22 protein-coding genes are annotated in these 26,139 nt (G+C 64.5%); 19 read left to right on the forward strand and 3 right to left on the reverse strand.

All coding sequences use genetic code 11. The features are described from left to right. The first annotated feature begins 3 nt into the window (after positions 1 to 3). The 9 genes from NKT35_RS05260 (at position 4) to NKT35_RS05300 (ending at position 9,810) form a co-directional block, all read left to right on the forward strand. Positions 4 to 1,317, forward strand: coding sequence for an ABC transporter ATP-binding protein (locus NKT35_RS05260; protein ID WP_254299497.1), 1,314 nt, complete (start codon positions 4 to 6; stop codon positions 1,315 to 1,317). Between the two features lie 156 nt (positions 1,318 to 1,473). Then, positions 1,474 to 1,902, forward strand: coding sequence for a DUF721 domain-containing protein (locus tag NKT35_RS05265; RefSeq protein WP_254299498.1), 429 nt, complete (start codon positions 1,474 to 1,476; stop codon positions 1,900 to 1,902). Positions 1,903 to 2,001: 99 nt separating this feature from the next. Beyond that, the gene (locus tag NKT35_RS05270; protein ID WP_254299500.1) at positions 2,002 to 3,654 is read left to right on the forward strand and encodes an acid phosphatase; all 1,653 of its coding nucleotides are present in this window, start codon (positions 2,002 to 2,004) and stop codon (positions 3,652 to 3,654) included. Between the two features lie 95 nt (positions 3,655 to 3,749). Next, complete coding sequence (locus tag NKT35_RS05275) at positions 3,750 to 4,157, forward strand: lysozyme inhibitor LprI family protein (protein WP_254299502.1); 408 nt, start codon at positions 3,750 to 3,752, stop codon at positions 4,155 to 4,157. Between the two features lie 57 nt (positions 4,158 to 4,214). Next, positions 4,215 to 4,712 carry a MarR family winged helix-turn-helix transcriptional regulator gene (locus NKT35_RS05280; RefSeq protein ID WP_254299503.1) on the forward strand — a complete coding sequence of 166 codons (498 nt, stop codon included), beginning with the start codon at positions 4,215 to 4,217 and terminating at the stop codon, positions 4,710 to 4,712. A 90-nt stretch (positions 4,713 to 4,802) separates the two neighbouring features. Next, a complete protein-coding gene (locus NKT35_RS05285; RefSeq protein ID WP_254299504.1) occupies positions 4,803 to 5,603 on the forward strand; it encodes an alpha/beta fold hydrolase in 801 nt (266 codons plus the stop codon). A 13-nt stretch (positions 5,604 to 5,616) separates the two neighbouring features. Then, complete coding sequence (locus NKT35_RS05290; protein WP_254299505.1) at positions 5,617 to 6,804, forward strand: cyanate transporter; 1,188 nt, start codon at positions 5,617 to 5,619, stop codon at positions 6,802 to 6,804. Positions 6,805 to 6,867: 63 nt separating this feature from the next. Further along, positions 6,868 to 8,460, forward strand: coding sequence for a mechanosensitive ion channel family protein (locus tag NKT35_RS05295; RefSeq protein ID WP_254299506.1), 1,593 nt, complete (start codon positions 6,868 to 6,870; stop codon positions 8,458 to 8,460). Between the two features lie 90 nt (positions 8,461 to 8,550). Next, complete coding sequence (locus NKT35_RS05300; protein ID WP_254299507.1) at positions 8,551 to 9,810, forward strand: glutamate-5-semialdehyde dehydrogenase; 1,260 nt, start codon at positions 8,551 to 8,553, stop codon at positions 9,808 to 9,810. Between the two features lie 37 nt (positions 9,811 to 9,847). Here NKT35_RS05300 and NKT35_RS05305 read toward each other — a convergent pair whose 3' ends face one another. Continuing rightward, a complete protein-coding gene (locus NKT35_RS05305; protein WP_254299508.1) occupies positions 9,848 to 10,708 on the reverse strand; it encodes a hypothetical protein in 861 nt (286 codons plus the stop codon). Between the two features lie 542 nt (positions 10,709 to 11,250). On the opposite strand from NKT35_RS05305, the gene NKT35_RS05310 reads away from it, so the two are divergent. The 6 genes from NKT35_RS05310 (at position 11,251) to NKT35_RS05335 (ending at position 17,634) form a co-directional block, all read left to right on the forward strand. Next, positions 11,251 to 11,727 (forward strand): WbuC family cupin fold metalloprotein, encoded by a 477-nt coding sequence (locus NKT35_RS05310; protein ID WP_254299509.1) that lies wholly within the window; start codon positions 11,251 to 11,253, stop codon positions 11,725 to 11,727. Between the two features lie 93 nt (positions 11,728 to 11,820). Then, the gene (locus NKT35_RS05315; protein WP_254299510.1) at positions 11,821 to 12,177 is read left to right on the forward strand and encodes a hypothetical protein; all 357 of its coding nucleotides are present in this window, start codon (positions 11,821 to 11,823) and stop codon (positions 12,175 to 12,177) included. Between the two features lie 245 nt (positions 12,178 to 12,422). Beyond that, positions 12,423 to 13,820, forward strand: coding sequence for a DUF2252 domain-containing protein (locus NKT35_RS05320; protein ID WP_254299511.1), 1,398 nt, complete (start codon positions 12,423 to 12,425; stop codon positions 13,818 to 13,820). A gap of 130 nt (positions 13,821 to 13,950) precedes the next feature. Continuing rightward, complete coding sequence (locus NKT35_RS05325) at positions 13,951 to 15,561, forward strand: methyl-accepting chemotaxis protein (RefSeq protein WP_254299513.1); 1,611 nt, start codon at positions 13,951 to 13,953, stop codon at positions 15,559 to 15,561. Positions 15,562 to 15,685: 124 nt separating this feature from the next. After that, a complete protein-coding gene (locus tag NKT35_RS05330; RefSeq protein ID WP_254299514.1) occupies positions 15,686 to 17,035 on the forward strand; it encodes a glutamine synthetase family protein in 1,350 nt (449 codons plus the stop codon). Between the two features lie 122 nt (positions 17,036 to 17,157). Beyond that, a complete protein-coding gene (locus tag NKT35_RS05335; protein WP_254299515.1) occupies positions 17,158 to 17,634 on the forward strand; it encodes a universal stress protein in 477 nt (158 codons plus the stop codon). A 202-nt stretch (positions 17,635 to 17,836) separates the two neighbouring features. Here NKT35_RS05335 and NKT35_RS05340 read toward each other — a convergent pair whose 3' ends face one another. After that, complete coding sequence (locus tag NKT35_RS05340) at positions 17,837 to 18,649, reverse strand: TlyA family RNA methyltransferase (RefSeq protein WP_254299516.1); 813 nt, start codon at positions 18,647 to 18,649, stop codon at positions 17,837 to 17,839. A gap of 292 nt (positions 18,650 to 18,941) precedes the next feature. On the opposite strand from NKT35_RS05340, the gene NKT35_RS05345 reads away from it, so the two are divergent. The 3 genes from NKT35_RS05345 to NKT35_RS05355 all read left to right on the forward strand — a co-directional run bounded on the left by NKT35_RS05345 (position 18,942) and on the right by NKT35_RS05355 (position 21,758). Further along, positions 18,942 to 20,474: a glycine betaine uptake BCCT transporter gene (locus NKT35_RS05345; RefSeq protein WP_254299517.1), complete on the forward strand. Its 1,533-nt coding sequence runs from the start codon at positions 18,942 to 18,944 to the stop codon at positions 20,472 to 20,474. Positions 20,475 to 20,539: 65 nt separating this feature from the next. Next, complete coding sequence (locus tag NKT35_RS05350; RefSeq protein ID WP_254299518.1) at positions 20,540 to 21,175, forward strand: YceH family protein; 636 nt, start codon at positions 20,540 to 20,542, stop codon at positions 21,173 to 21,175. Between the two features lie 52 nt (positions 21,176 to 21,227). Continuing rightward, positions 21,228 to 21,758 (forward strand): YfaZ family outer membrane protein, encoded by a 531-nt coding sequence (locus tag NKT35_RS05355; RefSeq protein WP_254299519.1) that lies wholly within the window; start codon positions 21,228 to 21,230, stop codon positions 21,756 to 21,758. 57 nt (positions 21,759 to 21,815) lie between these two features. Here the strand turns inward: NKT35_RS05355 and NKT35_RS05360 are convergent, their stop codons facing one another. After that, entirely contained in the window at positions 21,816 to 23,837 is a 2,022-nt protein-coding gene (locus tag NKT35_RS05360) for a M13 family metallopeptidase (RefSeq protein WP_254299524.1), read from the reverse strand. 175 nt (positions 23,838 to 24,012) lie between these two features. Here NKT35_RS05360 and NKT35_RS05365 point away from each other — a divergent pair, with 175 nt between their 5' ends. Beyond that, positions 24,013 to 26,052, forward strand: coding sequence for a S46 family peptidase (locus NKT35_RS05365; protein ID WP_254299526.1), 2,040 nt, complete (start codon positions 24,013 to 24,015; stop codon positions 26,050 to 26,052). Positions 26,053 to 26,139: the final 87 nt, after the last annotated feature.

Below are 26,139 nucleotides of genomic sequence, written 5' to 3' on the forward strand. Positions count from 1 at the left end.
AGCATGACTACAGAAACCACCACCCTGGGACAAGAAATCTTCAAGCTGAAAAACGTCTGCCGCGGCTTTTCCAAGGGCAGCGACGAAATCCAGGTGCTGGACGACGTCAATCTGACGCTGCGCGAAGGCGAAATCGTCGGCCTCTTGGGCCGCTCCGGCTCCGGCAAGTCCACGCTGCTGCGCATCATCGCCGGCTTGATCCAGCAAAGCAGCGGCGAAGTGAATTATCAGGGCAAGCCCTTGAAAGGCCCGGCCGACGGCGTGGCCATGGTGTTCCAGACCTTCGCGCTGTTTCCGTGGCTGACCGTGCTGCAAAACGTGGAAGCCGGCCTGGAAGCGCTGGGCGTGGAAACCAAGGAGCGCCGCAGACGCGCGCTGGCCGCCATCGACCTGATCGGCCTGGACGGCTTTGAAAACGCCTACCCGCGCGAGCTGTCCGGCGGCATGCGCCAACGCGTCGGCTTCGCCCGCGGCCTGGTGGTCAATCCCACGCTGCTGTTGATGGACGAGCCGTTCTCGGCGCTGGACGTGCTGACCGCCGAAACGCTGCGCACCGACATGCTGGACCTGTGGAACGACAAGCAGCTGCCGATCAAGTCGGTGCTGATCGTCACCCACAATATCGAAGAAGCGGTGTTCATGTGCGACCGCATCCTGGTGCTGTCGTCCAACCCCGGCCGCGTGGTGGCCGAGATCAAGGTGCCGTTCCCGCACCGCCGCAACCGGCTGGACCCGGCGTTCCGCAAGATGGTGGACGATATCTACGCGCTGATGACCGCGCGCCGCAGCGCCCACACCATGCACAAGCTGCCGCTGGAAATCGGCAGCCACCTGATCGAAGTATCCACCAACCTGATGGCCGGCCTGATCGAGGAAGTGGCGCAAGAGCCTTACTTCGGCAAAGCCGACATGCCGGAAATCGCGGAAAAGCTGCGCCTGGAAGTGGACGATCTGTTCCCGGTGGCGGAAATCCTCGAGCACCTGGGCTTCGTCGAGCTGAAGGACGGCGACATCCTGCTGACCACCGCCGGCAAGCTGTTCGCCGACTACGGCACCCAGGAGCGCAAGGTGCTGTTCGCCGAACACCTGCTGCGCAATGTGCCGATGGCCGCCCACATCCGCAAGGTGCTGCAGGAGCGCCCGGGCCAGCGCGCGCCGCGCTTGCGCTTCGCCCAGGAACTGGAAGACTCTCTGTCCGACCAGTCCGCCGAAGAGACGCTGGACACCGTGATCAGTTGGGGCCGTTACGCCGAAATTTTCTCCTACAACGACCACACCGAAACCTTCAGCCTGGAAGATGTGGAAGGCGGCCAGTAAGCCTGCCCCCAGGTTTTGCCCCGCAGGCGCGTCGCCAGACGCGCCTGTTTTATTTCCCCCGGCCGAAAGGCCAGATGCCTCCTGTCCTGTCGTCTGCTTGGTGCGTTCGCCGCCAATCGTTACAATGCGGGCTTAGTTGCAATGGAAACCACCGCCATGTCCGGACGCCCGCTCAACGACATCACCCGCCAGGATCAGACCTTGGCCCGCCTGACCGCCGCCGCGCGCGAGCTGATGGCGCTGGACCGCGCCTTCAAGAAACTGATCCCCGCCGCCATGGCCGAGGCCTGCCGCGCCGTGCGCATCCGCGACGACGAGCTGGTGCTGCATGCCGACAACGGCATCGTCGCAGCCCGGCTGCGCATGACCGCGCCCGGCCTGCTGCCGCAATTGGCCAAGCAGGGCTATATCGCCTCCAAGGTGCGGGTCAAGGTGGCGCTGCAAGTCGTCCGCCCCAAGAAGCCCAAGTCTTTGGCCATCAGCGAAGCCGCGCTGGACGGCATGGAACAGGCTGCCGCCAGCATAGACAACGCCGAAGTCCGCGCCGCGGTGGCGCGGCTGATCGCGCACCAACGACGCGGCTGAGCGACATGCCATACGCCTCTCCGCCTTCATATCTTCACTGAAGGGGAGTAAAGTGGCGGCACTTTCCCATCCCGCTCCCATTGGATAGAGGACGCCGCCATGTCAGAACAAGATAAGCAACACCCCGCTCCCGAAACCGCCCCGCAAGATCCGTCGCGCCGCCGCCTGTTCGAAGGCCTGGCCGCCATCGGCGCCGCCAGCGTGCTGCCGGTCGTCGCCAGCGAAAGCGCCGAAGCCGCGCCGGCCATCCACGGCTCGCTGGACGCCAAGCTGCGCCACAGTGTGAAAAACGTGGTGGTGATCTACCTGGAAAACCGCAGCTTCAACAATCTGTACGGCAACTTCCCCGGCGTGAAGCACCCGCTGTCGCAAGCGCCGGCCGAAGCCTGTATCCAGCTGGACCGCGACGGCTCCAGGCTGAAAAACCTGCCCAAGATCTGGGGCGGCATGGTGCAGCGCGGCCAGACCATCGCCGGCAAGTACTACCTGATTGATGAAAACGCCATCCAGAACCTGCCCAACGGCCCCTTCCCGCTGAAAGACGCCGAAGGCCAGCTGCTGCCGGAAGCGGTGATCACCCGCGACCTGTGGCATTTGTTCTACCAGAACCAGATGCAGATCAACGGCGGCAAGAACGACCAGTTCGTCGCCTGGGCCGACTCCGGCGCGCTGGTGATGGGCCATTACAGCGAAACCGCCAAGAATCTCAACCAATGGAAGATCGCCCAGCACTACACGCTGTGCGACAACTTCTTCATGGCGGCCTTCGGCGGCTCCTACCTCAACCACCAGTTCCTGATCTCGGCCCGCACCCCGGAATACTTCAACGCCAAGGACACCGCGGCGGCCAAGAAGATCGCCGTGCTGGACGACGGCCCGCAAGGCTACAAGCTGAAGGTGAAGCAGGCCACCTCGGCGATGGACGGCCCGCCGCAGTTCGTCAACAACGGCGCCATCACGCCGGACGGCTACGCGGTCAATACCATGGCCCCGCCGTTCCAACCGAGCTATATCAAGCCGGCAGAAGGCGGCGACCCGCGCTACGCCGATCCGGCCGACGCGGGCACCCTGCCGCCGCAAACCTATGACACCATCGGCGATCTGCTGTCGCGCAAGGGCGTCAGTTGGGCCTGGTACGGCGGCAGCTGGCAGGCGGCGCTGGAAGGCAAGGGCGGCCCGGACACGCCCAACTTCCAGTACCACCACCAGCCGTTCAACTACTTCAAGAGCTTCGCGCCCGGCACCAAGGCCCGCGAAGAGCACCTGCGCGACGGCGGCCTCGGCGACAGCCCGATCAGCAACCGCTTCATCGCCGACGCGGTGGCCGGCAAGCTGCCGGCGGTGGCCTTCTACAAGCCGCAGGGCAACCTGAACATGCACGCCGGCTACTCGGACGTGGAAAGCGGCGACCGCCACGTCGCCAACGTGCTGCAGCACCTGATGAGCGGTCCGCAGTGGAAGAATATGGTGGTGGTCATCACCCATGACGAAAACGGCGGCTGGTGGGACCACGTGGCGCCGCCCAAGGGCGACCGCTGGGGCCCGGGCAGCCGCATTCCGGCCATCGTGGTATCGCCTTTCGCCAAAAAGGGCCATGTCGACCACACCTTCTACGACACCACCTCCATCATCCGCTTCATCAGCCGCCTGCACGGCCTACCGGAGCTGGAGGGCGTCAAGGTGCGCAACCAGGCCTTCCATCAGCGCGGCGCGCAGCCGCCGGGCGACCTGACCGGCGCGCTGGCGCTGTAATTCAGGCTGGGCCGCGCGACACGCCGCCCCAGCGCTCTGCTATAGTGCAACCGCCTCCATCCTTGGAGGCGGTTTTCTTTTCACAGGCCCCAGCCATGATCAATCGCACTTCTTTCGCCGGCGCGCTGCTGCTCGGCCTCTTGTCCGCGCCCGCCTTTTCCTGCGGCGATGAAGCCATGCTCTACAGCGCCGATTACGACCAATGCATGAACCAGGCCGCCTCCACCGCCGCCATGCTGGACTGCATCCACACCGAGCATGGCAAGCAGGACAAGCTGCTGAACGACAACTACAAGAAGCTGATGGCGCAGTTCTCCAGCAAGCGCCAGCCGCGCCTGCTGGCCGCGCAAAGGCTGTGGCTGCAATACCGCGAGGCCAATTGCCAGGCTTATGTCGATCCGGACGGCGGCACCGCCGAGGCGCTGACCGGCGCCGACTGCATGCTGCGCGCCACTGCCGAACGCGCCGCCGAATTGGCCAAAATGCAGCCTGAGCAACACTAAAACTATCTTCCAAGGAAATAACTTCCATGGAAGATAAATATGTGCCATGATGAATTCATGGACAAGCTAGATAGCATTCTCGAGCAATGGCGGCAGGCCCGCCCGGATGTCGACTGCACCGCCATGGCGGTGGTCGGCCGCCTGGGCCGCCTCGTCATCCATCTGCAAAACCAGCTGGCCGGCAACTTCGCCGCCTTCGGCCTGAAAGACGGCGAGTTCGACGTGCTGGCCACGCTGCGCCGCGCCGGCGGCGCCGATGGCCTCTGCCCCACCGATCTCTACACCAGCCTGATGCTCACCTCCGGCGCCGTCAGCAAGCGGCTGGACCGGCTGGAGGCCGCCGGCTGGGTGTCGCGCCAGCCCAATCCCGACGACCGCCGCGCCTTGCGCATCCATCTGACTCCGGCAGGGCTAGCACTGATAGACCGCGCGCTGGAAGGGCATGTGGCCGCCATGGAAGACGCGCTGGCTCCATTAGCCCCCGAGCAGCGCGCTCAATTGGCCAGCCTGCTCAAACACTGGCTGCAAGGCTTCCCCGGCGAATCGCAGGGCTAAGCGCCTCTCTTTTCCCGCTTTCCCACCCCTGACGCCGCTGGCGCCAGCCGCCCCCGGCTTGCCCGACGCCAGGCAATATTGGAGACCGCGATGGCTTATCACACCCACCAGAATCGACGGCTTTACTACCTGGATCATGGCAGCGGCCCCGCCGCGCTGCTGCTGCACGGCATCTGCAATAGCGGCCGCGCCTGGCTGCCGCAGCTGCAAGCGCTGAGCTCGGCCGGCTACCGCGTGATCGCCCCCGACTTCGCCGGCCACGGCGCTTCGTCGCGGCTGGACGCGCCCTACAGCGTGGCCGATCTCGCCGCCGACTGCGTCGCGCTGCTGGACCACCTGGATCTGCCCCAGGCCCATATCGTCGGCCTGTCCCTGGGCGGCATGGCGGCGCAACAACTGGCGCTGGACGCGCCGTCGCGGGTGCGCAGCCTGACCGTGGCCTGCAGCTTCCCCTCCACCGCCTCAGACGAAGCCAGGCAGATGCTGGCCACGTGGAAGCAGACCTTGCGCGAACCGGATGGTCCTCTTAAGCGGCTGGAGCAAAGCTGGCCGCGCAATCTCAATGCCGCCTTCCGCGCCAGCCCCGCCGGGCAGGCGCTGTACTGGCAATGGCATGCCCAGGCGGCGCAGGCGGACGGCGAATCGCAAGCCCGCATCTGCGAAGGACTGGCCGACTACCACCTCGCCGACCGTTTGGCCTCCATCGCCGCGCCCGCGCAGTATCTGGCGGGGGAGTGCGACGAGGTGTCGCCGCCGGCGCTGGGCCAATGGATGGCCTCCCAAGTGCCCGGCGCGCGCTTCGCGATTCTGCCCGGCGCGGCTCACGTGGCCAATGTGGACAGCGCCGCGGCCTTCAACGACGCCCTGCTCGCCTTTTTGCGCCAACACTGACGCGGAGAACACCATGAATCCCAGCACCTCCCGCTCCTCTCTCGGCCTGGCCTGCGCCATCATCCTGGCGGGCCTCAACCTGCGCCCCTGCTTGGCCGCCATCGGCCCCTTGCTGGAACCGATACGCCACGCCACCGGCATCCGCTTCAGCGACGCCGCCCTGCTCACTACCCTGCCTATCGCCGCCATGGGCGCGGGCGCGTTCGCCGGCAGCCGGCTGGAAGCCTGGCTGGGCGCGCGCGGCGGCGTGCTGCTGGCGCTGGCGCTGATCCTGCTTTCCTGCGCGCTGCGCCTGTCTCCTCCCGGCTACCCCGCGCTGCTCGCCACCGCCTTGCTGGCCGGCTGCGGCATCGCGCTGGCCCAGGCCTTGCTGCCCGGTTTGATCAAGCATCACTTCCCCGACAAGGTCTCGCTGCTGATGGGCCTGTACGTGACCGCCATCATGGGTGGCGCCTCGCTGGCCGCGGCCGGCGCGCCGTGGCTGGCCCAGGCCAGCGGCCAATGGCAGCTGGGCCTGGCGGTGTGGGCCTTGCCCGCCGCGCTGGGCTGCTGCTTATGGTGGCGGAATGCGCCCGCTGCGACAGGCGGCTCCGCCCCGGCAAGCGCTGCCGCCTCGCCCTCCCGCCTGCCGCGCGCCTGGCTGCTGGCCGGCTACTTCGGCCTCGGCACCGCCGTCTATACCTGCTCGCTGGCCTGGCTGCCGCCGTTTTTCGTGCAACTGGGCTGGAGCGGCCAGCAAGGCGGGCTGATGCTCAGTTATATGACCGGCATGGAAGTGCTGGCCGGACTGACCCTGCCGGCGCTATCGGCGCGCGGCCCTGATCTGCGCGGCTGGCTGGCGCTGGCCCTGTGCTTCACGCTGGCGGGTTTGCTGGGCATGGTGGCGCTGCCGCAGGATCAACTGATGCTGCTGTGGGTGGGCCTGCTGGGACTGGGCGTGGGCGGCCTGTTTCCCCTCAGCATGATTCTGACCTTGTCGCATCTGGACGACAGCCGCGCCGCCGGCCAGCTGACGGCCTTCGTGCAGGGGATAGGCTATCTGATCGCCGCCTGCGCGCCCTTCTTCGCCGGCTGGCTGCGCGACGTCACCGCCAGCTTCTCCTTGGCCTGGCTGGCCTTGGCCGGCGCGGTGGCCTTGCTGTTGCTGCTGACCGCGCGCTTCGCGCCGCAGCGCTACCGGCTGGCGATGCGGCTGGCCTGACGAGGTGCGCGCGGACGGGCGGCTGTGCGATGATGCAAAAAAGCCGCCCGTCATGGAGACCCTATGGCCCTGCTCCGCCTCTTGCTGCTGCTCTCGCTATGCCTGCCCGCCTGGGCCGCCGAGCCGCGCGCCAACCCTTCCGCCGCCGACCGCGCCCGCACGCTGGAGCTGGACAACCGCCCCATCTTCCTGTTTCTGGCCAAGCAGGCCAGCCTGAGCCCGGAGCAACGGCTGCAGCGCACGGTGGAGCGCATCCAGGAACTGGACGCCAACGACTTGAAGCAGCCGGTCAAGACCGCGCCGCTGGCCGATCCCCGCCTGCGCGGCATCGCGCTGAGCATCAACGGCAAGCCGCTGTTCACGCTGCTGGCGGACGATCTCGATCCCGGCGACCAATTGACGCTGGAACAGGCCGCCGCCCGCGCGCAAGACCGGCTCAACGATTTGCGCCAGGCCGCGCTGGAACAGCGTTCGCCCGAGCAGATGGTCAAGGCCGGCTTGCTGGCCCTGCTCGCCACCGCCGTTTTCATCGCCCTGCTGTCCTTGATCATGCGCTTGCGCGGCGCCTCGCGCCTCCGCTTGCAGCAACAGCCGCTCGGCAAGCTGCCCTGGCTGGGCGGCCGCTTCGATTTTCACCATTTCCTGCGCGCCGCCGAGTGCCAGCTGGTGGACATCACCGCCTTGCTGTCGGCGCTGGCCGCCGGCTATGTCTGGCTCAGCTACGCGCTGGGCCTGTTCCCCTACACCCGGCCGCTGGGCCGCAAGCTGGGCGATTCCTTCTGGCAGCTGGTCGCCACCATCGTCGACGACATCCTGTCGGCGCTGCCCGGCCTCGCCACCGTGGCGGTGATTTTCCTGCTCACCCGGCTGCTGCACCGGGCGCTGGCCTTGCTGTTCGGCGCGGTGGAACGCGGCCAGCTGGACTTGCCCGGCCTGCACGCTGAGACGGTAGGAGCGACCCGCCGCCTGGCCGGCGTGGCGCTGTGGCTGTTCGCGCTGATCGTGGCCTACCCTTATCTGCCCGGCGCCGGCAGCGATGCCTTCAAGGGCGTCAGCGTGTTCTTCGGCCTGATGGTGACGCTAGGCTCGGCCGGCTTGATGAACCACGCCATGAGCGGCCTGGTGCTGATCTATTCCCGCGCGCTGCGGGCGGGAGACTATGTGCGCGTCGGCGAAGTGGAGGGCACCGTCAGCGAGCTGTCGGCGCTGTCCACCAAGATCGCCACCTGCCAAGGATTTGAAATCACCATCCCCAACGCTGTGGCGGTGGGCGGACGCATCCACAACTTCAGCCGCCACGACGGCGAAGACGGCGCCTTGATCGCCACCCGCCTCACCATAGGCTACGACACGCCCTGGCGGCAGGTGGCCGGGCTGCTGGAATTGGCCGCGCGCCGCTGCGAAGGCGTGGACCCGCAATGGACGCCGCGCGTGCGCAAGCTGGCGCTGCAGGATTTCTACATAGAATACGAGCTGCAAGTCAAAGTGGCGCAGGGCGCCAACCCGCCGGATGTGCTGGACGCGCTGCTGGGCCATGCGCTCGATGCTTTCAACGAATTCGGCGTGCAGATTCTGTCGCCACACTTCACCGAACAACCCGCCGCGCCCGCCATCGTCCCGCAGCCGCGCTGGCGCGAACCGCCTGCCCGACAATAGCCAATACCCAGTCCCATCCTGTCTGGCCCCAGGCTGCGCTTTGGTTTAAGCTGAAGCCAATCCGTGAAAACAAGATGCCAGGGGCCGCACATGAACGTACAGGAATACATGCAACAGCTGGGCAAAGCCGCGCGCAAGGCGTCGCGCTTTCTCGCCCGCGCCGACACCAGCCAGAAAAACGCCGCCCTGCAGGCCATCGCCGACGCCATCGTCCGCGACCAAGCCAAACTGCTGGCGGCCAATCAGGCCGATCTGGACGCCGCGCGCAAATCCGGCCTGGAAGAAGCCATGCTGGATAGGCTGACGCTGTCGGCCAAGGGCGTGCAAGCGATGGCCGACGGCCTGCGCCAGATCGCCTCGCTGCCGGACCCGGTGGGCGAGGTCAGCGAGATGAGCTACCGCCCGTCCGGCATCCAGCTGGGCAAGATGCGGGTGCCGCTGGGCGTGGTGGGCATCATCTATGAAGCCCGTCCCAACGTCACCGCCGACGCCGCCGGCTTGTGCCTGAAATCGGGCAACGCCACCATTTTGCGCGGCGGCTCGGAAGCCTTCCACAGCAACCAGGCCATCGCCGCCTGCGTGCATGAAGGCCTGCGCCTGGCCGGCCTGCCGCCGGAAGCGGTGCAGGTGCTGGAAACCACCGACCGCGCGGCGGTGGGCGAATTGATCAAGATGCAGGAATACGTGGACGTGATCGTGCCGCGCGGCGGCAAGGGCCTGATCGCCCGCATCAGCGCCGAAGCGCGGGTGCCGGTGATCAAGCATCTGGACGGCAACTGCCACGTCTACATCGACGACACCGCCAATCCGGACAAGGCCTTCCAGATCGCGGTCAATGCCAAGACCCACCGCTACGGCACCTGCAACACCATGGAAACGCTGCTGGTGCACCAAGCCTTCGCCGAATTCATCCTGCCGCGGCTGGCGGAAGCCTATTGGGAAAAAGGCGTGGAGCTGCGCGGCTGCGAGCGCACCCGCGTGATCTTGGGCGACAAGGTCTGGCCGGCCACCGAGGAAGATTGGGCCACGGAATACCTGGCCCCCATCCTGGCCATCCGCGTGGTGAAGGACATGGATGAGGCCATTGAGCACATCAATCAGTGGGGCAGCCACCACACCGACGCCATCGTCACCGAAGACTACGGCCGCGCCCGCCGCTTCCTGCGCGAAGTGGATTCGTCCAGCGTGATGGTCAACGCCTCCACCCGCTTCGCCGACGGCTTCGAGTATGGCTTAGGCGCGGAAATCGGCATCTCCACCGACAAAATCCACGCCCGCGGCCCAGTCGGACTGACCGGCCTCACCAGCCAGAAGTGGATCGTGTTGGGGGATGGGCAGATCAGGCAGTAAAATTTTGGACGCCCCTCTCCGAAACAGGTGAGGGGCGCTATATCCGGCCAATGACTGTGCTGAGTATCCCGGTTTCCAGCTTGTCTCGCACCCCGCTCCAGCCATGCAGGGCGGGTGCATCATAAACAATGGGCAAATCCGCTTTTTTCTGCTGGTATAGCCGATTAAAAGCCCGGGCCAATCCCCAATCCTGTTCGCCCTCCAGCCCCTTCCAACCATCCGCCTCCAGCTGCGCGCGGGAGGGAATAAGCATCAAATATACCTTGCCATCATTGCGTCCCTTGTCTGGACGGTTACTCACTTTCAGTATTCCCATGCTTATTCCCCGGTTTCGAAAAAAACTGCCTTCCGATAGCTGGAATTTTTTGAACTCTAATATACGGTGCTCAATCAGCGCAGCCGACAGAGGCGCGTCTTTGGAGTGAGCGACTACAAGATTTGCATCGACATCAAAACAGCTCAGGCATCCATGATAGCCAACCAGACCATGAATAACCTTACGTTGCCCTGCCAACAGCAAGTAATTCGCACATGAAGAGAAGCATAAACCTCTTACTTCCACATCCACTTTATGCGCAGCCATGACTCGAGCTATTTTCAAAGCCGAGTCGACATCTCCGCCCATCGAATTAAGACGAACAAGCTTGACTTGATCATCAAAATGGGAAACGAAATCAGCATAGGTGTTCTTCGCGGCAATCACTCCATTGAATGCCAAAACTTCAGCACTGACTCTGACCCATCCACAGCCTGCCTGCTTCCAGCAATCCGCCTGACGGGAAGTATCCAACAATTGCTTTTCCTCTTGCCCTTGCCGCCACCTTAGGCAAAACAAACAACACACCAGCACGCTTAAAGCAAACACGACCCATGCTGCAATATGGTGATATTTTCTCATTTCAAGTACCAAAGGGGCATATCGCCCCTTCGTAAAGTCAAATACAAAAGCTATTGAGCCTTGATTCGTCCAGTGGCTGTTCCACTAGCATCTATCTTCCCACCACCATTTCCCCAGCTGATGCTGAATCCACCACTCACGCTACCGCTGGCATCAATCTTAGTGGGCCTTGGTGTAGGGTATTTTTTCGTTGCAGCTCCGCCGCTCACACACTCTAACTCAGCCATGGTTAATGTTTGCATTTTGAATATCCTTTTATATTATTGCGAATCAACATCTTGATTGAAAATACTCAGGCCTGAGTAAGAATCAAGCTAATCTTAAAAACAAAAAATGTCAATGTCATTTATTTTGTTACTTTTTACATTGTCCGACTGCTTATGGCATGTGCGATGCCCGTCAATATCTAGACCGACTTAATTGTTCTGCCGCGTACGATTACCGATCCACCTTACCTATCAGCAAGCCACTCCACTCCCAGACAGCCCCTCCATTTCACGCCATAATGCTAGGCTTTAGCCTCACACGCTCGCCTGCAAAAAATGAAAACCCTGACCAATCAAGACCTGGCGGCCATGTCCGCCAAGGCCGCCTGTGCGCCGCGCCAGCGCGCCCACCACAATCTGCATGAACAACTGGAAGACGAGATCCAGCGCCTGGCCATCGCCATGGAACCGGACACCTATGTCCGCCCGCACCGCCATCCCGGCAGCCCGGAGCTGTTGATCATGCTGTCCGGCTCGCTGGACTGGATAGAATTCGACGCCGCCGGCGAAACCGTGGTCGCCCGCCACCGCCTGGGCGCGGACGGCGCGCGCGTGTTTGAAATGTCGGCCAACACCTGGCATTCGGTGGTGTCGCTGGAGCCGGGCTCGGTGGTGTTCGAAGTGAAGCGCGGCCCTTACCAGCCTATCCCGCCGGCCGATACCGCCGCCTGGGCGCCGGCAGAGGGCGAAGCGCGCGTGGCCGAGATGCTGGCCTTCCTGCGCCGCTGCCAGCCGGGCGACCGCTTTCTGTAACATCGCTTAACACTTGGCCGCCCTTCCGCCAGGAACCCATGGCGGCCTCTCCACCACCAACCGGCATCGAACCACCCTTTGCAGAATTCAACGATGCCGCCTCCCCGCTTGTCCGCGCTGCTGATCGCGCTATTGCCTTTTGCCGCCGTCTCCGCCGAAACCGCCAATCCTCCGCCCGCACTCTCCTCCGCCCACCCGCCTGAAAAAGTGGCCGAATGCATTCAGCAGGGCTTGCAGAAACTGCACATCCCGCCTGATTTCATCGAGCGGCGCGACGCCTCCGCCGGCAGCAGCCTGACCTTGCGCAATCCGGTCAACGACGCCTCCGGCACCAGCGTGGACATTCTTAGGCAGGCCGACGGCAGCCAGCTGCAAGTGCAATTGAATGGCCTGCCGCTGAGCCCGGCCTGGAAGAAACTGATCCAGCGCTGCGCCGGCAAGCCGCTGTGAATAAATTGCAGAAAATGCGCCTGGCTGTGGGCAAGTTGAATAAGTCGGGACAACTCTGTGCATAAGCGTCAGCAAATCGCCATGCCCATCGCCCTGGATGTGAACAAGCCAATCCATCCACAGCCTCCTGTGCATAGTGTGGATAATTTTCTAACAAACTGTGCATAAAGCCGACCGCCGTCAGTCGGCAAACGGCCGGCTCTGCGGTTACACTGTCATGATCACGCCATAACCGGATGTTGCCGATGTCTGTTTCCCACCCCAAGTACGAACAACATTACGCCGACGGCAAGGCGCGCCGTCAGGACTGTTCCCGCACCCGCCAGGCGGAATGCTCCCTGGCCAAGGACAGAGACGTGCTGGCGCTGGTGGAGTCCACCTCGCAGGGCCGGGTGCCCACGCTGGCGCCGCTGCGCTACGCGCGGATGCGCGTGTCGCCGTTCACCTTTTTCCGCGGCATGGCGATGATCCAGGCCGCCGACCTGGCCGCCGGCCCGGACAGCGGCATCAGCCTGCAGATCTGCGGCGACGCCCATCTGATGAACTACGGCTTCTTCGCCTCGCCGGAACGCCATCTGGTGTTCGACATCAATGATTTCGACGAAACCCATCCCGGCCCGTGGGAATGGGACGTCAAACGGCTGGCGGTCAGCCTGGTGCTGGCGGCGCGCAGCCGCGGTTTCGCGGCGGAAGACGCCCATGCCATGGTGCAACGATTAGCCAGCACCTATCGCCGCCGCACGCAGGTCTTCTCGCAAATGAGCCAGCTGGAGCTGTGGTACAACAAGGTCGGCTTCGAGCAATTGCTGTCGCACGCCACCGACGAGGCGATGCGCCAGCAGCTGTTGAAAGTGGCGGATAAGGCGCGCAGCCAAACCCAAGAGCGGCTGCTGCCCAAGATGACCGAAAGCGAAGACGGCGCGCTGCGGCTGCGCGACAACCCTCCGGTGATCTTCCACCTGGACGAGCCCGGCAGCCCGCTGGCCGCCTGCGACGACTGGCTGGGCGCGGACAGTGTGGCCAAGGTGGGCGGCATGCTGGAGCATTACATCGCCACCTTGAAGGAAGACCGCCGCGAGCTGCTGCAGCGCTTCCGGCTGGTGGACGCGGCATTCAAAGTTGTGGGCGTGGGCAGCGTCGGCACCCGTTGCCTGGTTCTGCTGCTGCAGGACGACTACGACCAGCCGCTGTTCCTGCAACTGAAGGAGGCCCGCGCCTCGGTGCTGGAGCCCTTCACCCAGCAGTGCGTGCATGGCAATCAGGGCAAGCGCGTGGTGTTCGGCCAGCGGCTGATGCAAGCCACCAGCGACCTGTTCCTAGGCTGGACCCGCAGCGACGACGGCCGCCACTTCTACATGCGCCAGCTGCGCGACATGAAGGGCGCGCCGGCCCTGGAAACCTTCGCCAGCGCCGAAGAGCTGGCCAGCTACGGCCAAGCTTGCGCCTGGACGCTGGCGCGCGCCCATGCCAAATCCGGCGGCTGCGCGGCCGAGATCGCCGGCTATCTGGGCCAGTCGGACAAGTTCGACCTCGCCCTGGCCGACTACGCCCAGGCTTACGCCGATCAGGTGGAGCGCGACTACCAATTGTTCGACGCCGCCGTCGCCAGCGGGCGGTTGCCCTGCGCGGCTCAGGTCAAATAGTGAAAAGTTTGAACGGTGATTTTGATACTCTGGACTAGACTGAAACAATAATTCAGCATAATCGACAGACGCCCGCCCCGCCCCGCGGCCGCGGGCGTCGTCGCAAACGTCCCCGCAACAGAGTGTGAACATGCAGCTTAATACCCGTCTGATCGTCATCATCGCCGCCAGCCTGCTCGCCTTGCTCGCGTTGTCCACCGTCGCCTTGCTGTCCACCCGCGCCACCCTGCATCAGGAAAAGCGGGAACAGATCGTGCATCTCCTGAAAATGGCGGAAAACTCGCTCAGCCACTTCCAGCAGCTGGAGCAGCAAGGCATGCCGCGCGCCGAGGCGCAAAAGCAGGCCATCGCCGCGCTGGCGGCGCTGAAAGTGGACGACATCTATTTCTTCGGCCGCAACCGCGACCACTTGGTGTTGTTCCACCCCAGCAAGGACCGGGTGGGCAAAGTGGATGAAGGCAGCAAGCTGCCGGACGGCCGCACCACGGTGCAGGCCTACGAGGAAGCGATGCAGCAGGACCACTACGGCGTCCTGGTGATCCAGACCAAGCGCGCCGGCTCCGGCGCCGAGGAGCTGCCCAAGCTCAACGGCGTGTTCCGCTTCGCTCCCTGGGACTGGACCGTGGGCACCGGCATCTTCATCGACGACATCGACCAGCTGTTCTGGAGCGAGGCGCGCACGCTGCTGATCGTGGCGGCGGTCTGCGTGGCCGTGCTGGCGGTGCTGGTCGGCGGCATGGCGCGTTCCATCCTCGGCTCGCTGGGCGGCGAGCCGGCTTATGCCGCGCAGGTGGTCAAGGCCATCGCCAGCGGCGACCTCAGCCTCGCCATCGCCGCCAAAGGCGGGCCGGACAGCCTGCTGGGCGCGATGGGCGAGATGCAGACCAAGCTGCGGCAGATGATAGAAGAGATCAGCCGCGCCACCGCCAGCATCAACCAGTCCTGCCATCAACTGACCGAAGACATGGAAAAAGTGCACGAGGTATCCGGCATCGCCAGCTCGTCCACCACCTCCGCGGCGGCGGCGATCGAACAGCTGTCGGTCAGCATCGACCACGTCAGCGCCAGCACCCGCGACACCGAGACTGGCGCGCGCGACACCGCGGTGCTGGCCGGCCAGGGACAAGGCAAGGCCGGCGAAGCGGCCGACGGCATCCGCCGCATCGCCGACCAGGTCCGCGGCGCCAGCGATATGGTCAGCCAGCTGGCCGAGCGCAGCCGCAGCATCAGCAGCATCGCCGAAACCATACGCGACATCGCCAACCAGACCAATCTGTTGGCGCTGAACGCCGCCATCGAAGCGGCGCGCGCCGGCGAGATGGGCCGCGGCTTCGCCGTGGTGGCCGACGAAGTGCGCAAGCTGGCCGAGCGCACCGCCAGCGCCACCGACGAGATCAGCAATATCGTGCAGGCGGTGATAGACGACACCGGCATGGTGTCCGGCCGCATGGACGAAATCCGCCCGGCGGTGGAATCCGGCGTCGATCAGGTGCAGCAGGCGGCGGAAACGCTGCAGGCCATCAACCAGCAGGCCAGCGCCGCGCTGGAGCGGGTGCACGGCGTGGTGGTGGCGATGGGCGAGCAAAGCCAGGCCGGCACCAATATCGCCGGCAATGTCGAACAGGTGGCCGGCGTGGTGGAAGAAACCCAGAACGCGGTCAGCCACGCGGTGGCGGCGGTGCGCGCCATCGACCAGCAGGCGGCCAATCTGCACCAGACCGTAGGCCGCTTCCGCTTGTAACACCACTCCCCCCTTGCCGCCGCCGTTGCGGCTGGCATAATGGGGGACGGGCGCACGCTCCATGAAAGCAAGAAAAAAAACTGAGGACAGACAGGAACCCCAGCACGCTTCAGTGGAGAAACGTATGTCTGATGCCCGCATGCCGGCAGGCCGTATCGAATGGCTGCAACAGCGCAAGGTGCGAGACGTGGAGCTCGCCTTCGCCGACGTCCACGGCTTTCCCCGTGGCAAGACCCTCCCCGCCGCCGCCTTCATCCAGGGGCAGGCTTTGCGCATCGCCCGCGCGGTGCCGCTGCAAAGCTGCGTCGGCGAATTCCCCGATTACAGCTTTTACGGCGAACACGACCCCGATGTGACCCTGGCGCCGGACTACGCCACGCTGCGGCCGGTGCCGTGGGCCAAAACGCCGCGCGCCATGGTGATTTGCGACTGCGTGGACCACGACGGCAGCCTGTCGCCGCTGGCGCCGCGCTCGGTGCTCAAAACCCTGCTGCAGCGTTACGCCGCCCGCGGCTGGACGCCCATCGTCGCGCCGGAGCTGGAGTTTTATCTGTTCGCCGCCCACGGCGATCCGGCCGCGCCCTTCCAGGCCCCGCCGCTGGCCGGCGGCCGCCGCGAAGCCGGTTTCGACGCCTTCGGCTTTTCAGCCTTGGGCGAGCTGGAAGCGTTCTTCGACGACCTTTACCTCGCCTGCGAACAGCTGGAAATCGCCACCGACACCTGCGTGCACGAAATGGGCCCCAGCCAGTTCGAGATCAACCTCAAGCACGGCGACGCGCTGAAGCTGGCCGACGACACCTTCTTGTTCAAGACCGCACTGAAGCAAACCGCGCTGCGCCACGGCCTCAACGCCGTCTGCATGGCCAAGCCGCTGCCCGGCCAGCCCGGCAGTTCCATGCACCTCCACCAGAGCATCGTCGACCGCCAGGGCCGCAATGCCTTCAGCCGCGAAGACGGCTCGGAAAGCCCGGCATTCTTCGGCTTCATCGCCGGCTTGCAACGCTATCTGCCGGAGCTGATGCCGCTGTTCTGTCCCAATCCCAACTCCTACCGCCGCTTCGTCAAGGGCATGGCCGCGCCGGTCAACTTGAGCTGGGGCCTGGACAACCGTTCGGTAGGCCTCAGGGTGCCGGTATCCGGCCCGGAAGCGCGCCGCGTGGAAAACCGCCTGCCCGGCTGCGACGCCAACCCCTACCTGGCGCTGGCCGCCAGCCTGGGCGCGGGCCTGGCCGGCATCGAGCAAGGCTTGACGCCGGATGAAGCCGTGCGCGGCAATGTGTTCAAGCAGCAATCCGCCAGCCTGCCGTCCACGCTGGACGCGGCCTGCGGCGCGATGCAGGCCGGCGCCGCCGCCGAGTCGCTATTCGGCGCGGAGTTCAGCCGCGCCTATCTGGCGGTGAAGGAAGTGGAGTTGAACGACTACCATCGCCAGGTCACCACCTGGGAGCGCCAATACCTAGGCCCCTTGGCCTGAGCCGGCGGCGGCCATGGCCGCCGTTTGCGCTGGATCAAGCGTCCGTTCGGACATCATGACGGCAGCCGCCCGGATGGGTATGCTAAAGGCATCCCCACCAGCCGCAATGCAAGGAGCAGCTCATGTATCGACATCTGATAGCCGCGATAGACGGCAGCAACAATTCCGACAAGGCGCTGAACGAGGCCATCCGCGTGGCCAAGCATACCGACGCCCGCCTGACGCTGGTGCACATCGCCAGCCTGCGCGACTTGGCCGTGGACAGCCTGGGCGTCTACGCCGGCGATCCGGGATACGATCTGGCCTTGCAACAAGGCGAAGAGGCGCTGGCCCGGGCGCAGAAGCTGGCGCGCGACGCCGGCCTGATCAATGTGGCCAGCCACCTGGAAAAAAGCTGGGAAGGCGGCCACGACCTGGCCGACTTGCTGATCGGCTACGCCCAATCGCAACAAGCCGATCTGATCGTGCTGGGCACCCACGGCCGCAAGGGCCTGGCCCATCTCTTCCTCGGCAGCTTCGCCGAAGACATCCTGCGCCGCAGTCCGATTCCGCTGTTGGTGGTGCGCAGCACCGAGGATGAGGACATCAGCGTAGAGTAAGCATGCGGATGGCCGCATGACCGACCTGCGGGCGATTCGCCAGACGCGAACGGCGCAATGCCGACAATGCCAGAGGTCAGCAAAGAGTCCGGCTTTGCAGTATGTCGGCGGAACGCCCGCTTGCGGGCTTCCGCCCTACGGGAATCGAGGGTCTGATGAGATTGCCCAAGCAGCCCATCTCGGCGGACAGCAGGGATGCGACTCAGCGCCTCACTGCGTGAACGAAGAATTCGCGATTGCCGTCGCCGCCCTTGATCGGGCTGTCGAACCAGGCCAGCGCGCGCATGTTTTGCTCGGCCAGCACCTGATTGATCTTGTCCTGCACCCGCGGGTACAGGCTTTCGTCGCGGACGATGCCGCCCTTGGACAGACCCTCGCGCCCCACTTCGAACTGCGGCTTGACCAGGCTGAGCAAGCGGCCGCCCGGCTTCAGCAACGGCAGGGCCGAGGGCAGCACCAGGCTGAGCGAGATGAAGGACACGTCGCAGACCATCAGATCGAAGCCATCGCCGTCATTGGCCGCCAGCAAGGCCGCGTGATCCAGCGCTCGCGCGTTCACGCCCTCGAAAAAGCGCACCCGCGCATCCTCGCGCAGCCGCGCATGCAACTGGTCGTGGCCGACATCGACGCCCACCACCCGGCGCGCGCCGGCTTGCAATAAACAATCGGTGAAGCCGCCGGTGGACTGGCCCACATCCAGCGCGTCCCAGCCGCTCGGATCCAGTCCGGCCGCGGCCAGCGCGCCCTGCATCTTCAAACCGCCGCGCGAGACATAACGGTCCGCTTCGTCGGCGACGACGACAAATTCGGCATGCTGCGGAAACTTCTGGCTGGCCTTGCCGATCAGCGCGCCGTCGCAGCTGACGCGCCCGGCGGCGATCAGGTTCTGCGCCGCGGTCCGCGATGCCGCAAGCCCTTGCTCCACCAGCAAAATATCCACTCGAATCATCATCCGCTCCCAACTGCGCTCATCCGGCAAACGCGACAGGTTGGCGAAGGCCGCCGCCGCTGTCAAGCCGCCCCGTCTGCGTAAAAAATACGCCGCCAAGGTTTACAAGAAAATGCTAATAATGTTAACCTAAAAATCAAGCAATTGATTTCATTCAATTATTCATCAGGATAGCCGCCGAACCTTATCGCTGAATCTGCCGACCACAGGCCGATTTATGCGCTCGCGCTGACGCTATCCCTCTCGCGCCCGCCTTGCCGGGCCGTCCGCGGCGCTCGCCACGAGCCGCCAGTCTTGCCATCCCCAGCAGCGGCCCGCCTCGCGCGAGGCTCGCGCCGCCGCATTCACAGGAGTCCCGATGGTCCTGCGCCTATCGTTATTGTTGACCGTTTTATTCGCCTTGTGGGGCGTGATCGCCCCCGAGCACATGACCCAGGCCGCCAGCCAATGGCTGAGCTTCACCATTTCCCGCTTCGGCTGGTTCTATCTATTGTCGGTGTTCGGCTTCCTTTTGTTCGCCCTCTACCTGGCCTTCGGCCGCTTCGGCCATATCCGCCTGGGCAAAGAAGACGAAGAGCCCGAGTTTTCTCGGATGAGCTGGTTCGCCATGCTGTTTTCCGCCGGCATGGGCATAGGCCTGGTGTTCTGGGGCGTGGCCGAGCCGATCTCCCATTTCGCCACCCCCGCCAGCAAAGCCACCACGCCGGAATCGGCCGAGGCCGCGCGGCTGGCGATGCGCCATGTGTTCTTCCACTGGGGCCTTCACCCCTGGGCGGTGTATAGCCTGACCGCGCTGGCGCTGGCCTATTTCAAATTCAATCGCGGCCAGAAAGGCCTGATCAGCGCCGCCTTCCGCCCATTGCTGGGCGAGCGCGTGGACGGCCCGATCGGCATCGCCATCGACGTGCTGGCGGTGCTGGCCACCGTGTTCGGCGTGGCCACCACGCTGGGCTTCGGCGCGCTGCAGATCGAAAGCGGCCTGCAGATGCTGTTCGGCGTCCAGCCGTCCGACTGGCTGACCGTGGCCATTGTGGTGATCGCCACCGCCTTGTTCCTGCTGTCGTCCCTGACCGGCCTGTCGCGCGGCATCAAGTGGCTGTCCAATCTCAATATCGCGCTGGCGCTGCTGTTGTTCCTGGCCGTGGTGCTGCTCGGCCCCACCGGCTTCATCTTCGACACTTTCACCACCACGCTGGGCGACTACCTGGGCAATCTGACCAGCACCAGCCTGCGGATGAGCCCGTTCAGCCAGGGCGACTGGATGGCCAGCTGGACGCTGTTCTACTGGGCCTGGTGGGTCACCTGGGCGCCGTTCGTCGGCATGTTCATCGCCCGCGTCTCGCGCGGCCGCACCATACGCGAATTCATGGTCGGCGTGCTGCTGGTGCCGGCCGTAGCCAGCTTCGTCTGGTTCTCCGCCTTTGGCGGCACCGCGCTGGATCTGCAGCTATTCGGCGGCGTGGACCTGGTCGGCGCGGTGAAAAGCGATGTTTCCACCGCCTTGTACGTGATGTTCGAACACCTGCCGGGCGGCCATATTCTGTCGCTGCTGGCCATGCTGCTGGTGATCATTTTCTTCGTCACTTCGGCCGACTCCGCCACCTTCGTGCTGGGCATGTTCACCAGCGGCGGCAGCCTCAACCCCAGCCACCGGGTCAAGCTGATCTGGGGCGTGCTGCTGGCCGCCGTGGCGCTGGTGCTGCTGCAAAGCGGCGGCTTGAAGGCGCTGCAGGCGGTGCTAATCGTCAGCGCCCTGCCCTTCATGCTGATCATGATAGGCATGGCGGTCTCGCTGTACCGCGCGCTGGATGAGGAAGAGCGCGACAGCCGCCGCCGCGAGATCCGCCGGCTGCGCCAGCTAGAAGCGCTGGAAAAACGCGGCGAAAACTAAGCCGGCGCAGGACTTGGGGCCGATTTGGTGCGATGATGACAGTATTGTCAGTCCGTGGAGAAAATATGGAGACGCACCAACTCGACCCGGCCGAAATCCGCGTGCTGGGCGCGCTGGCCGAAAAGCAGGCGCTGACCCCGGATGCCTATCCGATGACGCTGAACGGCCTCGCCAGCGCCTGCAATCAACTCACCAGCCGCGAGCCGGTGATGCAGTTGTCCGAGGCGGAAATCAGCGCCGCGCTGGATGCGCTGATCGCCAAAAAACTGGTGGCCGAACGCCTGCCGGCCGGCAGCCGGGTGGCCAAGTACGAGCACCGACTCAACTACGAGTGGAATATCGACGGCGCGCGGCTGGCGGCGCTGGCGCTGCTGATGCTGCGCGGCCCGCAAACCTCGGCCGAAATCCGCACCCGCTCCGGCCGCATCTACAGTTTCTCCGGCGTGGAGGAAGTGGAAACGGCGCTGAACGCGCTGGCCGACAAATACCCGCCGCTGACCTTCAAGCTGGACAAGCAGCCGGGCGAGCGCGAAGCGCGCTGGTGCCATCTGCTGGCCGGCGAGCCGCAAGCCGTTCCCGTGTCCGCGCCCGTCTGTGAAATGATAGATGTCGGCCTGACCGGCCGCGTGGCCGCGCTGGAAGCGGAAGTATCGGCGCTGAAAGCGATGGTGCTGTCGCTGGAACAAAGACTGAGCGGTTGAACTTTGGCGAAGTAGTCACTATCTACCTTACTTTTAAACAGGATAGTGACAAATGAAACAACTCGCTCTCGCCGCGGCGCTGGCCGCGCTGGCCGGCGGCGCCCAAGCCGCCGACTACATCGCCGGCGCCGGCCATGATTTCCAGCAGTTCTCCCGCACGCCGAACGGCCTGGGCATAGGCATCAACCTCGATTACGTCAACAGCGACCACAAGGGCAGCGCCGGCGGCGCCGGCCTGGAATTCGCGCTGCCGCTGGGCCCGGTTTCCATCGCCGCCGGCGGCAAGCTGATGGCGCTGTCGCCGGACAGCGGCTCCGCCACCGCCGCGCTGATAGGCGGCCGCGCCAGCCTGGATGTGATGCCCAAGGTCACCGTCTTCGGCCAGGCCTATTACGCGCCGGAAAGCTTCGCCAGCGGCAGCGTCAACCGCGTGTCCGACTACAGCGCCGGCGTGCGCTGGAACGTGGTGGGCCCTTTCAGCGTGGAAGCCGGCTACCGCTACTTCGACATCCGCCGCAACGACAGCCAGCGCAGCCGCACCCTGGCCGACGGCGCCTACCTGGGCGCGGGGCTGAGCTTCTAAGCGCCAAGCGGAAACAAAAATGGCAGCCAACAGGCTGCCATTTTCTTTACGCCGCGCTTACCACCACAGATGGAAGCGCTGCTCTGGCGGCAAATACATCTTGTCGCCCGGCTTGACGCCGAAGGCCTGGTAGAACGGCTCCAGATTGCTGACCGTGCCGATGGGGCGATACAGGTCCGGCGTATGCGGGTCCGAAACGATCTGCTTCACCACCGAGGCGTCGCGGCTCTTGCTGCGCCACGATTGGGCGAAGGCCAGGAAAAAGCGCTGGTCGCCCGACATGCCGTCTATCACCGGCGCTTCTTTGCCGCCCAGGGCGATGTGGTAGGCCTTGTAGGCGATTTCCAGGCCGGCGTTGTCGGCGATGTTCTCGCCCAGCGTCAGCTCGCCGTTGACATGATGGCCCTTCACCGGCTCGAAGGCGCTGTACTGCTTGACCAGCTTGGCCGTCACCTCCTTGAAGTGCTTCTCGTCCGCCGGCGTCCACCAGTTGCGCATATTGCCGTCGCCGTCGTACTGATGGCCCTGGTCGTCGAAACCATGGCTGATTTCATGGCCTATGGTGGCGCCGATGCTGCCGTAATTGACCGCCAGATCGAACTTGGGATCGAAGTACGGCGATTGCAGGATGGCCGCCGGGAACACGATCTCGTTGTTCGCCGGGTTGTAGTAGGCGTTCACCGTTTGCGGCGTCATGCCCCACTCGGCGCGGTCCACCGGCTCGCCCAGGCGCTGCACGTCGCGCTTGTAGTTGAATTCGCTGATGCGGGTGATGTTGCCGACCAGATCATCGGCCTTGATTTCCAGCGAGCCGTAATCGCGCCATTTGTCCGGATAACCGATCTTGGGCGTGTACTTGGCCAGTTTGGCGTGCGCCTCGCGCTTGGTGGCGGGCTCCATCCAGGCCAGCGTGTCTATGCTCTGGTCGTAGGCCTTGAGCAGGTTGTGCACCAGCTCATCGGCCTGGCGCTTGGCCTCCGGCGTGAAGTACTTGGCCACATACAGCTTGCCCACCGCCTCGCCTACGCCTTCATTGACCAGCGATACCGCCTTCTTCCAGCGCGGACGGTCGGCGCTGCGGCCATCCAGCACTTTGCCGTAGAAGTCGAAGTGCGCGGCGACCCATGCCGGATCCAGGCTGGAGGCGTACGCGTCCAGCGTCCGCAGGGTCAGGTAATCCTTCAGCACCGCGGCCGGCGTTTTCGCCAGCACGCCGGACAGCTTGGCGAAATAGCTGGGCTGATCCAGATTGATGTCCTTGGCCGCGGACAACTGGGCGGCTGCAATCAGCTGCGGCCAGTCATAGCCGGGCAAACGCTTGCCCAGATCGGCGACGGCCACTTTGTTGTAGGTTTTCTGGACATCCCGGTTTTCGACGTTGCTCCATTGAATCCGGGCCAGCTTGTCTTCCAGGGCGAACACGGCCTTGGCGCGGGCGTCGGCGCGCTTTTCGCCGGCCAGCGTCAGTAACTTGGCCAGATAACGCTGATAAGCCTGGCGCGCGGCGGCGAAATCCGCCGACTTGGCCAGATAGTAGTCGCGATCCATGCCCAGGCCGGACTGGCTGAGGCCAGCCAGGTAGACCGATGAATTCTTCGGATCGGATTGAACATAAAAGCGGAACGGCGTGTCCACCGGCTGGCCTTGCAGCTTGCCCATATAGGCCACAGCTTGCTTGGCGGAAGTCAGCGCGGCGATTTCGTCCAGCCGGCCGCGCAAGGGCTTCAGGCCCAGCTTGGCGATGGCGGCCTCGTCCATGAAGCTCTGATACAGATCGGCGATCTTGCGCGCTTCCGGCGAGGAGGCGTCGCCGGACGCGTGTTCGATGATCTCGCGGACGCGCTGCTGGTTCAGGTCGTACAGATATTCCGCGATGCCGGTGGACGAGCGCTCCGCCGGAATTTCCACGCGCTTCATCCAGGCGCCGTTGGCATGCAAGGAAATATTGTCCTGGATGCGCACCGAGTGGTCGATGCCCTTCAAATCAATGCCGTAAGCGCCGTAATCCAGCTCTTCGGCGGGGCCGGCCCAGGCCGCCTGCAGGCACAGCAGCAGGGTCAGCGGCAGCAGTTTCTTCATTTGCATGGTTTCCTCTATTTTTCTGGCCATGGAGCCCCTCCGTTTCGACGGCGCCGCGCATGACAATGCAGTGGAGGAATAGTACCTCCCCCTAGATGCCGCGACAATCCCGCACTATTCAATTGGCATTTTATTCAGCTATGATGACAAGCAACATTTCTTTCATTGCGAAATCATGCGAACGGCAATTTTTCTTTCCCTGGCCCTGGCCGCCTCCATCCACGCCCGCGCCGATGAGGGCATGTGGACTTTCGATCACCCCCCGCTGGCGCAGATCAAGCAGCGCTACGGCGTGGAACTGACGCCGGCGTGGCTGGACAATCTGCGCCGATCTGCGGTCAATTTCGGCGCATCGGCCTCCTTCGTCTCGCCGGACGGCTTGATGCTGACCAACCATCACGTGGCTCTAGGCTGCCTGAACCAGCTCTCCAGCGCCAAACGCGATCTGGTTTCCAAGGGCTATCTGGCGCGCGACAGGCGGCAGGAGTTGAAATGCCCCAACGGCACCGCCCGCGTGCTGGAATCCTGGCAGGATGTGACCGCGTCCATCCAGGCCGCCTCTCCGGCCAGCCTGCCGGCCGAACAACAAGCCAGCCGCCGCAAGGCCGCCATCGCCGAAACCGAGCAGGCCTGCGACAAGGCATCCGGGCTCAAATGCGAAGTCGTCAGCCTGTATAACGGCGCGGTCTATCAGCTTTACCGCTACCGGGAATGGAAGGATGTGCGGCTGGTTTTCGCGCCGGAATTCAATGCCGCTTTCTTCGGCGGCGACGACGACAACTTCGTCTATCCGCGCCACGCGCTGGACATGACGCTGCTGCGCGTTTACCAAAACGGCAAACCCTATCGGCCGCCGCATTACCTCAAGCTATCCCGCCAGGGCGTGAAAGAGGGCGAAGCGATCTTCGTCGCCGGCCATCCCGGCCGCACCAGCCGGCTGGAAACGCTGGCCCAGCTGCAATTGCGCCGCGACGTGACCTTGCCGCTGCAATTGGCGGATGCGCGGATGCAGCAGACGCTGTTGCATCGCTATGCGGCAAGCTCGCCCGAAGCGGCGCGCCAGGCCAATGACACGCTGTTCGGCACCGAGAACTGGCTCAAATCGATGAATGGCGAATACAAAGCCTTGCGCCAGCCGGAACTGGAAGCCGCCAAGCGCAAAGAAGAAACCGAGCTGAAAACCGCTTATCGCCAGGCAGGCTTGGCCGGCGACCCGTGGCAAGCCGTCGATCAGGCCGTCGATTACCAGCGCAGCCATTTCCTGGAAAGTTATTTCGTCAGCTATGGCCACCACACGCTGCTGTCCCGCGCCGGGGCGCTGGTAGAGCTCGCGTCGGAACGCCAGTTGCCCGAAGGCGAACGGCTGAACGGCTACAGCAATAGCGATCTGCCGGATCAGGAGCGCAGAATCCGCGCCGACACTCCGGTCTACCCCGAGCTGGAAATCGCGCGGCTGACCGGACAGCTGGAACAGATGCGCGCCAAGCTGGGCGATCAGCATCCCGCCGTGCGCATCCTGCTGGGCCAGGATGAACCGGCGGCGGCAGCTCGCCGCCTGATCAGCGGCAGCAAACTCAATCTGGCGGGCGAACGGCAAAGGCTGCTGGACGGCGGCGCGGCGGCCATCGCCGCCAGCGCCGACCCGCTCATCGCCGCGGCGCGCCAGCTCTACCCGCTGCGGCGCCAACTGGAACGCGGTTTTGAAAACGAGGCATACATGCCGCTGCGGCAGGCCGCCGCCCAGTTGGGCCAGGCCCGCTTCAAACTGTATGGCGACAGCGTGCCGCCGGACGCCACCGGCACGCTGCGGCTGAGCTACGGCAAAGTGGCCGGCTACGACGCCGACGGCATCGCCACCCCCTGGAAAACGGTGATAGGCGGCGTCTACGCCCGCGCCAGCGCCTTCGACCAGCGCCCGCCCTTCCAACTGGCCGACGCTTTGGTGAAACAACGCCGCGCCATCAACCCCGACTTGCCGTTCAATTTCGTCAGCACCGTCGACATCATCGGCGGCAACAGCGGCTCGCCGGTGGTCAACGCCAAGGGCGAACTGGTCGGCCTGATCTTCGACAGCAATCTGGAAGGACTGGCCGGCGGCCATGTCTATAGCGACGCCAAAGCCCGCGCCATCGCGGTGGACAGCCGCGCCATCCTGCATCTGCTGGACAAGGCTTATCACGCTCAAGCGTTATTGAAGGAACTGGACAGCATCTGAGCCGTTTGGCCGAAGACCGGCGACGAAGGCTCTCCCAGCCTCGTCGCCGGATTGGAGCCCCGATTTGCAAGCACCGCCTAGAAACTC

Source organism: Chromobacterium sp. IIBBL 290-4 (assembly GCF_024207115.1).
GTDB lineage: Bacteria > Pseudomonadota > Gammaproteobacteria > Burkholderiales > Chromobacteriaceae > Chromobacterium.

Bases quoted from the DNA above. Each gene is read 5' to 3' on its own strand.
- NKT35_RS05260 (WP_254299497.1), top strand. From the start codon at position 4: ATGACTACAGAAACCACCACCCTGGGACAAGAAATCTTCAAGCTGAAA.
- NKT35_RS05265 (WP_254299498.1), top strand. From the start codon at position 1,474: ATGTCCGGACGCCCGCTCAACGACATCACCCGCCAGGATCAGACCTTG.
- NKT35_RS05270 (WP_254299500.1), top strand. From the start codon at position 2,002: ATGTCAGAACAAGATAAGCAACACCCCGCTCCCGAAACCGCCCCGCAA.
- NKT35_RS05275 (WP_254299502.1), top strand. From the start codon at position 3,750: ATGATCAATCGCACTTCTTTCGCCGGCGCGCTGCTGCTCGGCCTCTTG.
- NKT35_RS05280 (WP_254299503.1), top strand. From the start codon at position 4,215: ATGGACAAGCTAGATAGCATTCTCGAGCAATGGCGGCAGGCCCGCCCG.
- NKT35_RS05285 (WP_254299504.1), top strand. From the start codon at position 4,803: ATGGCTTATCACACCCACCAGAATCGACGGCTTTACTACCTGGATCAT.
- NKT35_RS05290 (WP_254299505.1), top strand. From the start codon at position 5,617: ATGAATCCCAGCACCTCCCGCTCCTCTCTCGGCCTGGCCTGCGCCATC.
- NKT35_RS05295 (WP_254299506.1), top strand. From the start codon at position 6,868: ATGGCCCTGCTCCGCCTCTTGCTGCTGCTCTCGCTATGCCTGCCCGCC.
- NKT35_RS05300 (WP_254299507.1), top strand. From the start codon at position 8,551: ATGAACGTACAGGAATACATGCAACAGCTGGGCAAAGCCGCGCGCAAG.
- NKT35_RS05305 (WP_254299508.1), bottom strand. From the start codon at position 10,708: ATGAGAAAATATCACCATATTGCAGCATGGGTCGTGTTTGCTTTAAGC.
- NKT35_RS05310 (WP_254299509.1), top strand. From the start codon at position 11,251: ATGAAAACCCTGACCAATCAAGACCTGGCGGCCATGTCCGCCAAGGCC.
- NKT35_RS05315 (WP_254299510.1), top strand. From the start codon at position 11,821: ATGCCGCCTCCCCGCTTGTCCGCGCTGCTGATCGCGCTATTGCCTTTT.
- NKT35_RS05320 (WP_254299511.1), top strand. From the start codon at position 12,423: ATGTCTGTTTCCCACCCCAAGTACGAACAACATTACGCCGACGGCAAG.
- NKT35_RS05325 (WP_254299513.1), top strand. From the start codon at position 13,951: ATGCAGCTTAATACCCGTCTGATCGTCATCATCGCCGCCAGCCTGCTC.
- NKT35_RS05330 (WP_254299514.1), top strand. From the start codon at position 15,686: ATGTCTGATGCCCGCATGCCGGCAGGCCGTATCGAATGGCTGCAACAG.
- NKT35_RS05335 (WP_254299515.1), top strand. From the start codon at position 17,158: ATGTATCGACATCTGATAGCCGCGATAGACGGCAGCAACAATTCCGAC.
- NKT35_RS05345 (WP_254299517.1), top strand. From the start codon at position 18,942: ATGGTCCTGCGCCTATCGTTATTGTTGACCGTTTTATTCGCCTTGTGG.
- NKT35_RS05350 (WP_254299518.1), top strand. From the start codon at position 20,540: ATGGAGACGCACCAACTCGACCCGGCCGAAATCCGCGTGCTGGGCGCG.
- NKT35_RS05355 (WP_254299519.1), top strand. From the start codon at position 21,228: ATGAAACAACTCGCTCTCGCCGCGGCGCTGGCCGCGCTGGCCGGCGGC.
- NKT35_RS05360 (WP_254299524.1), bottom strand. From the start codon at position 23,837: ATGAAGAAACTGCTGCCGCTGACCCTGCTGCTGTGCCTGCAGGCGGCC.
- NKT35_RS05365 (WP_254299526.1), top strand. From the start codon at position 24,013: ATGCGAACGGCAATTTTTCTTTCCCTGGCCCTGGCCGCCTCCATCCAC.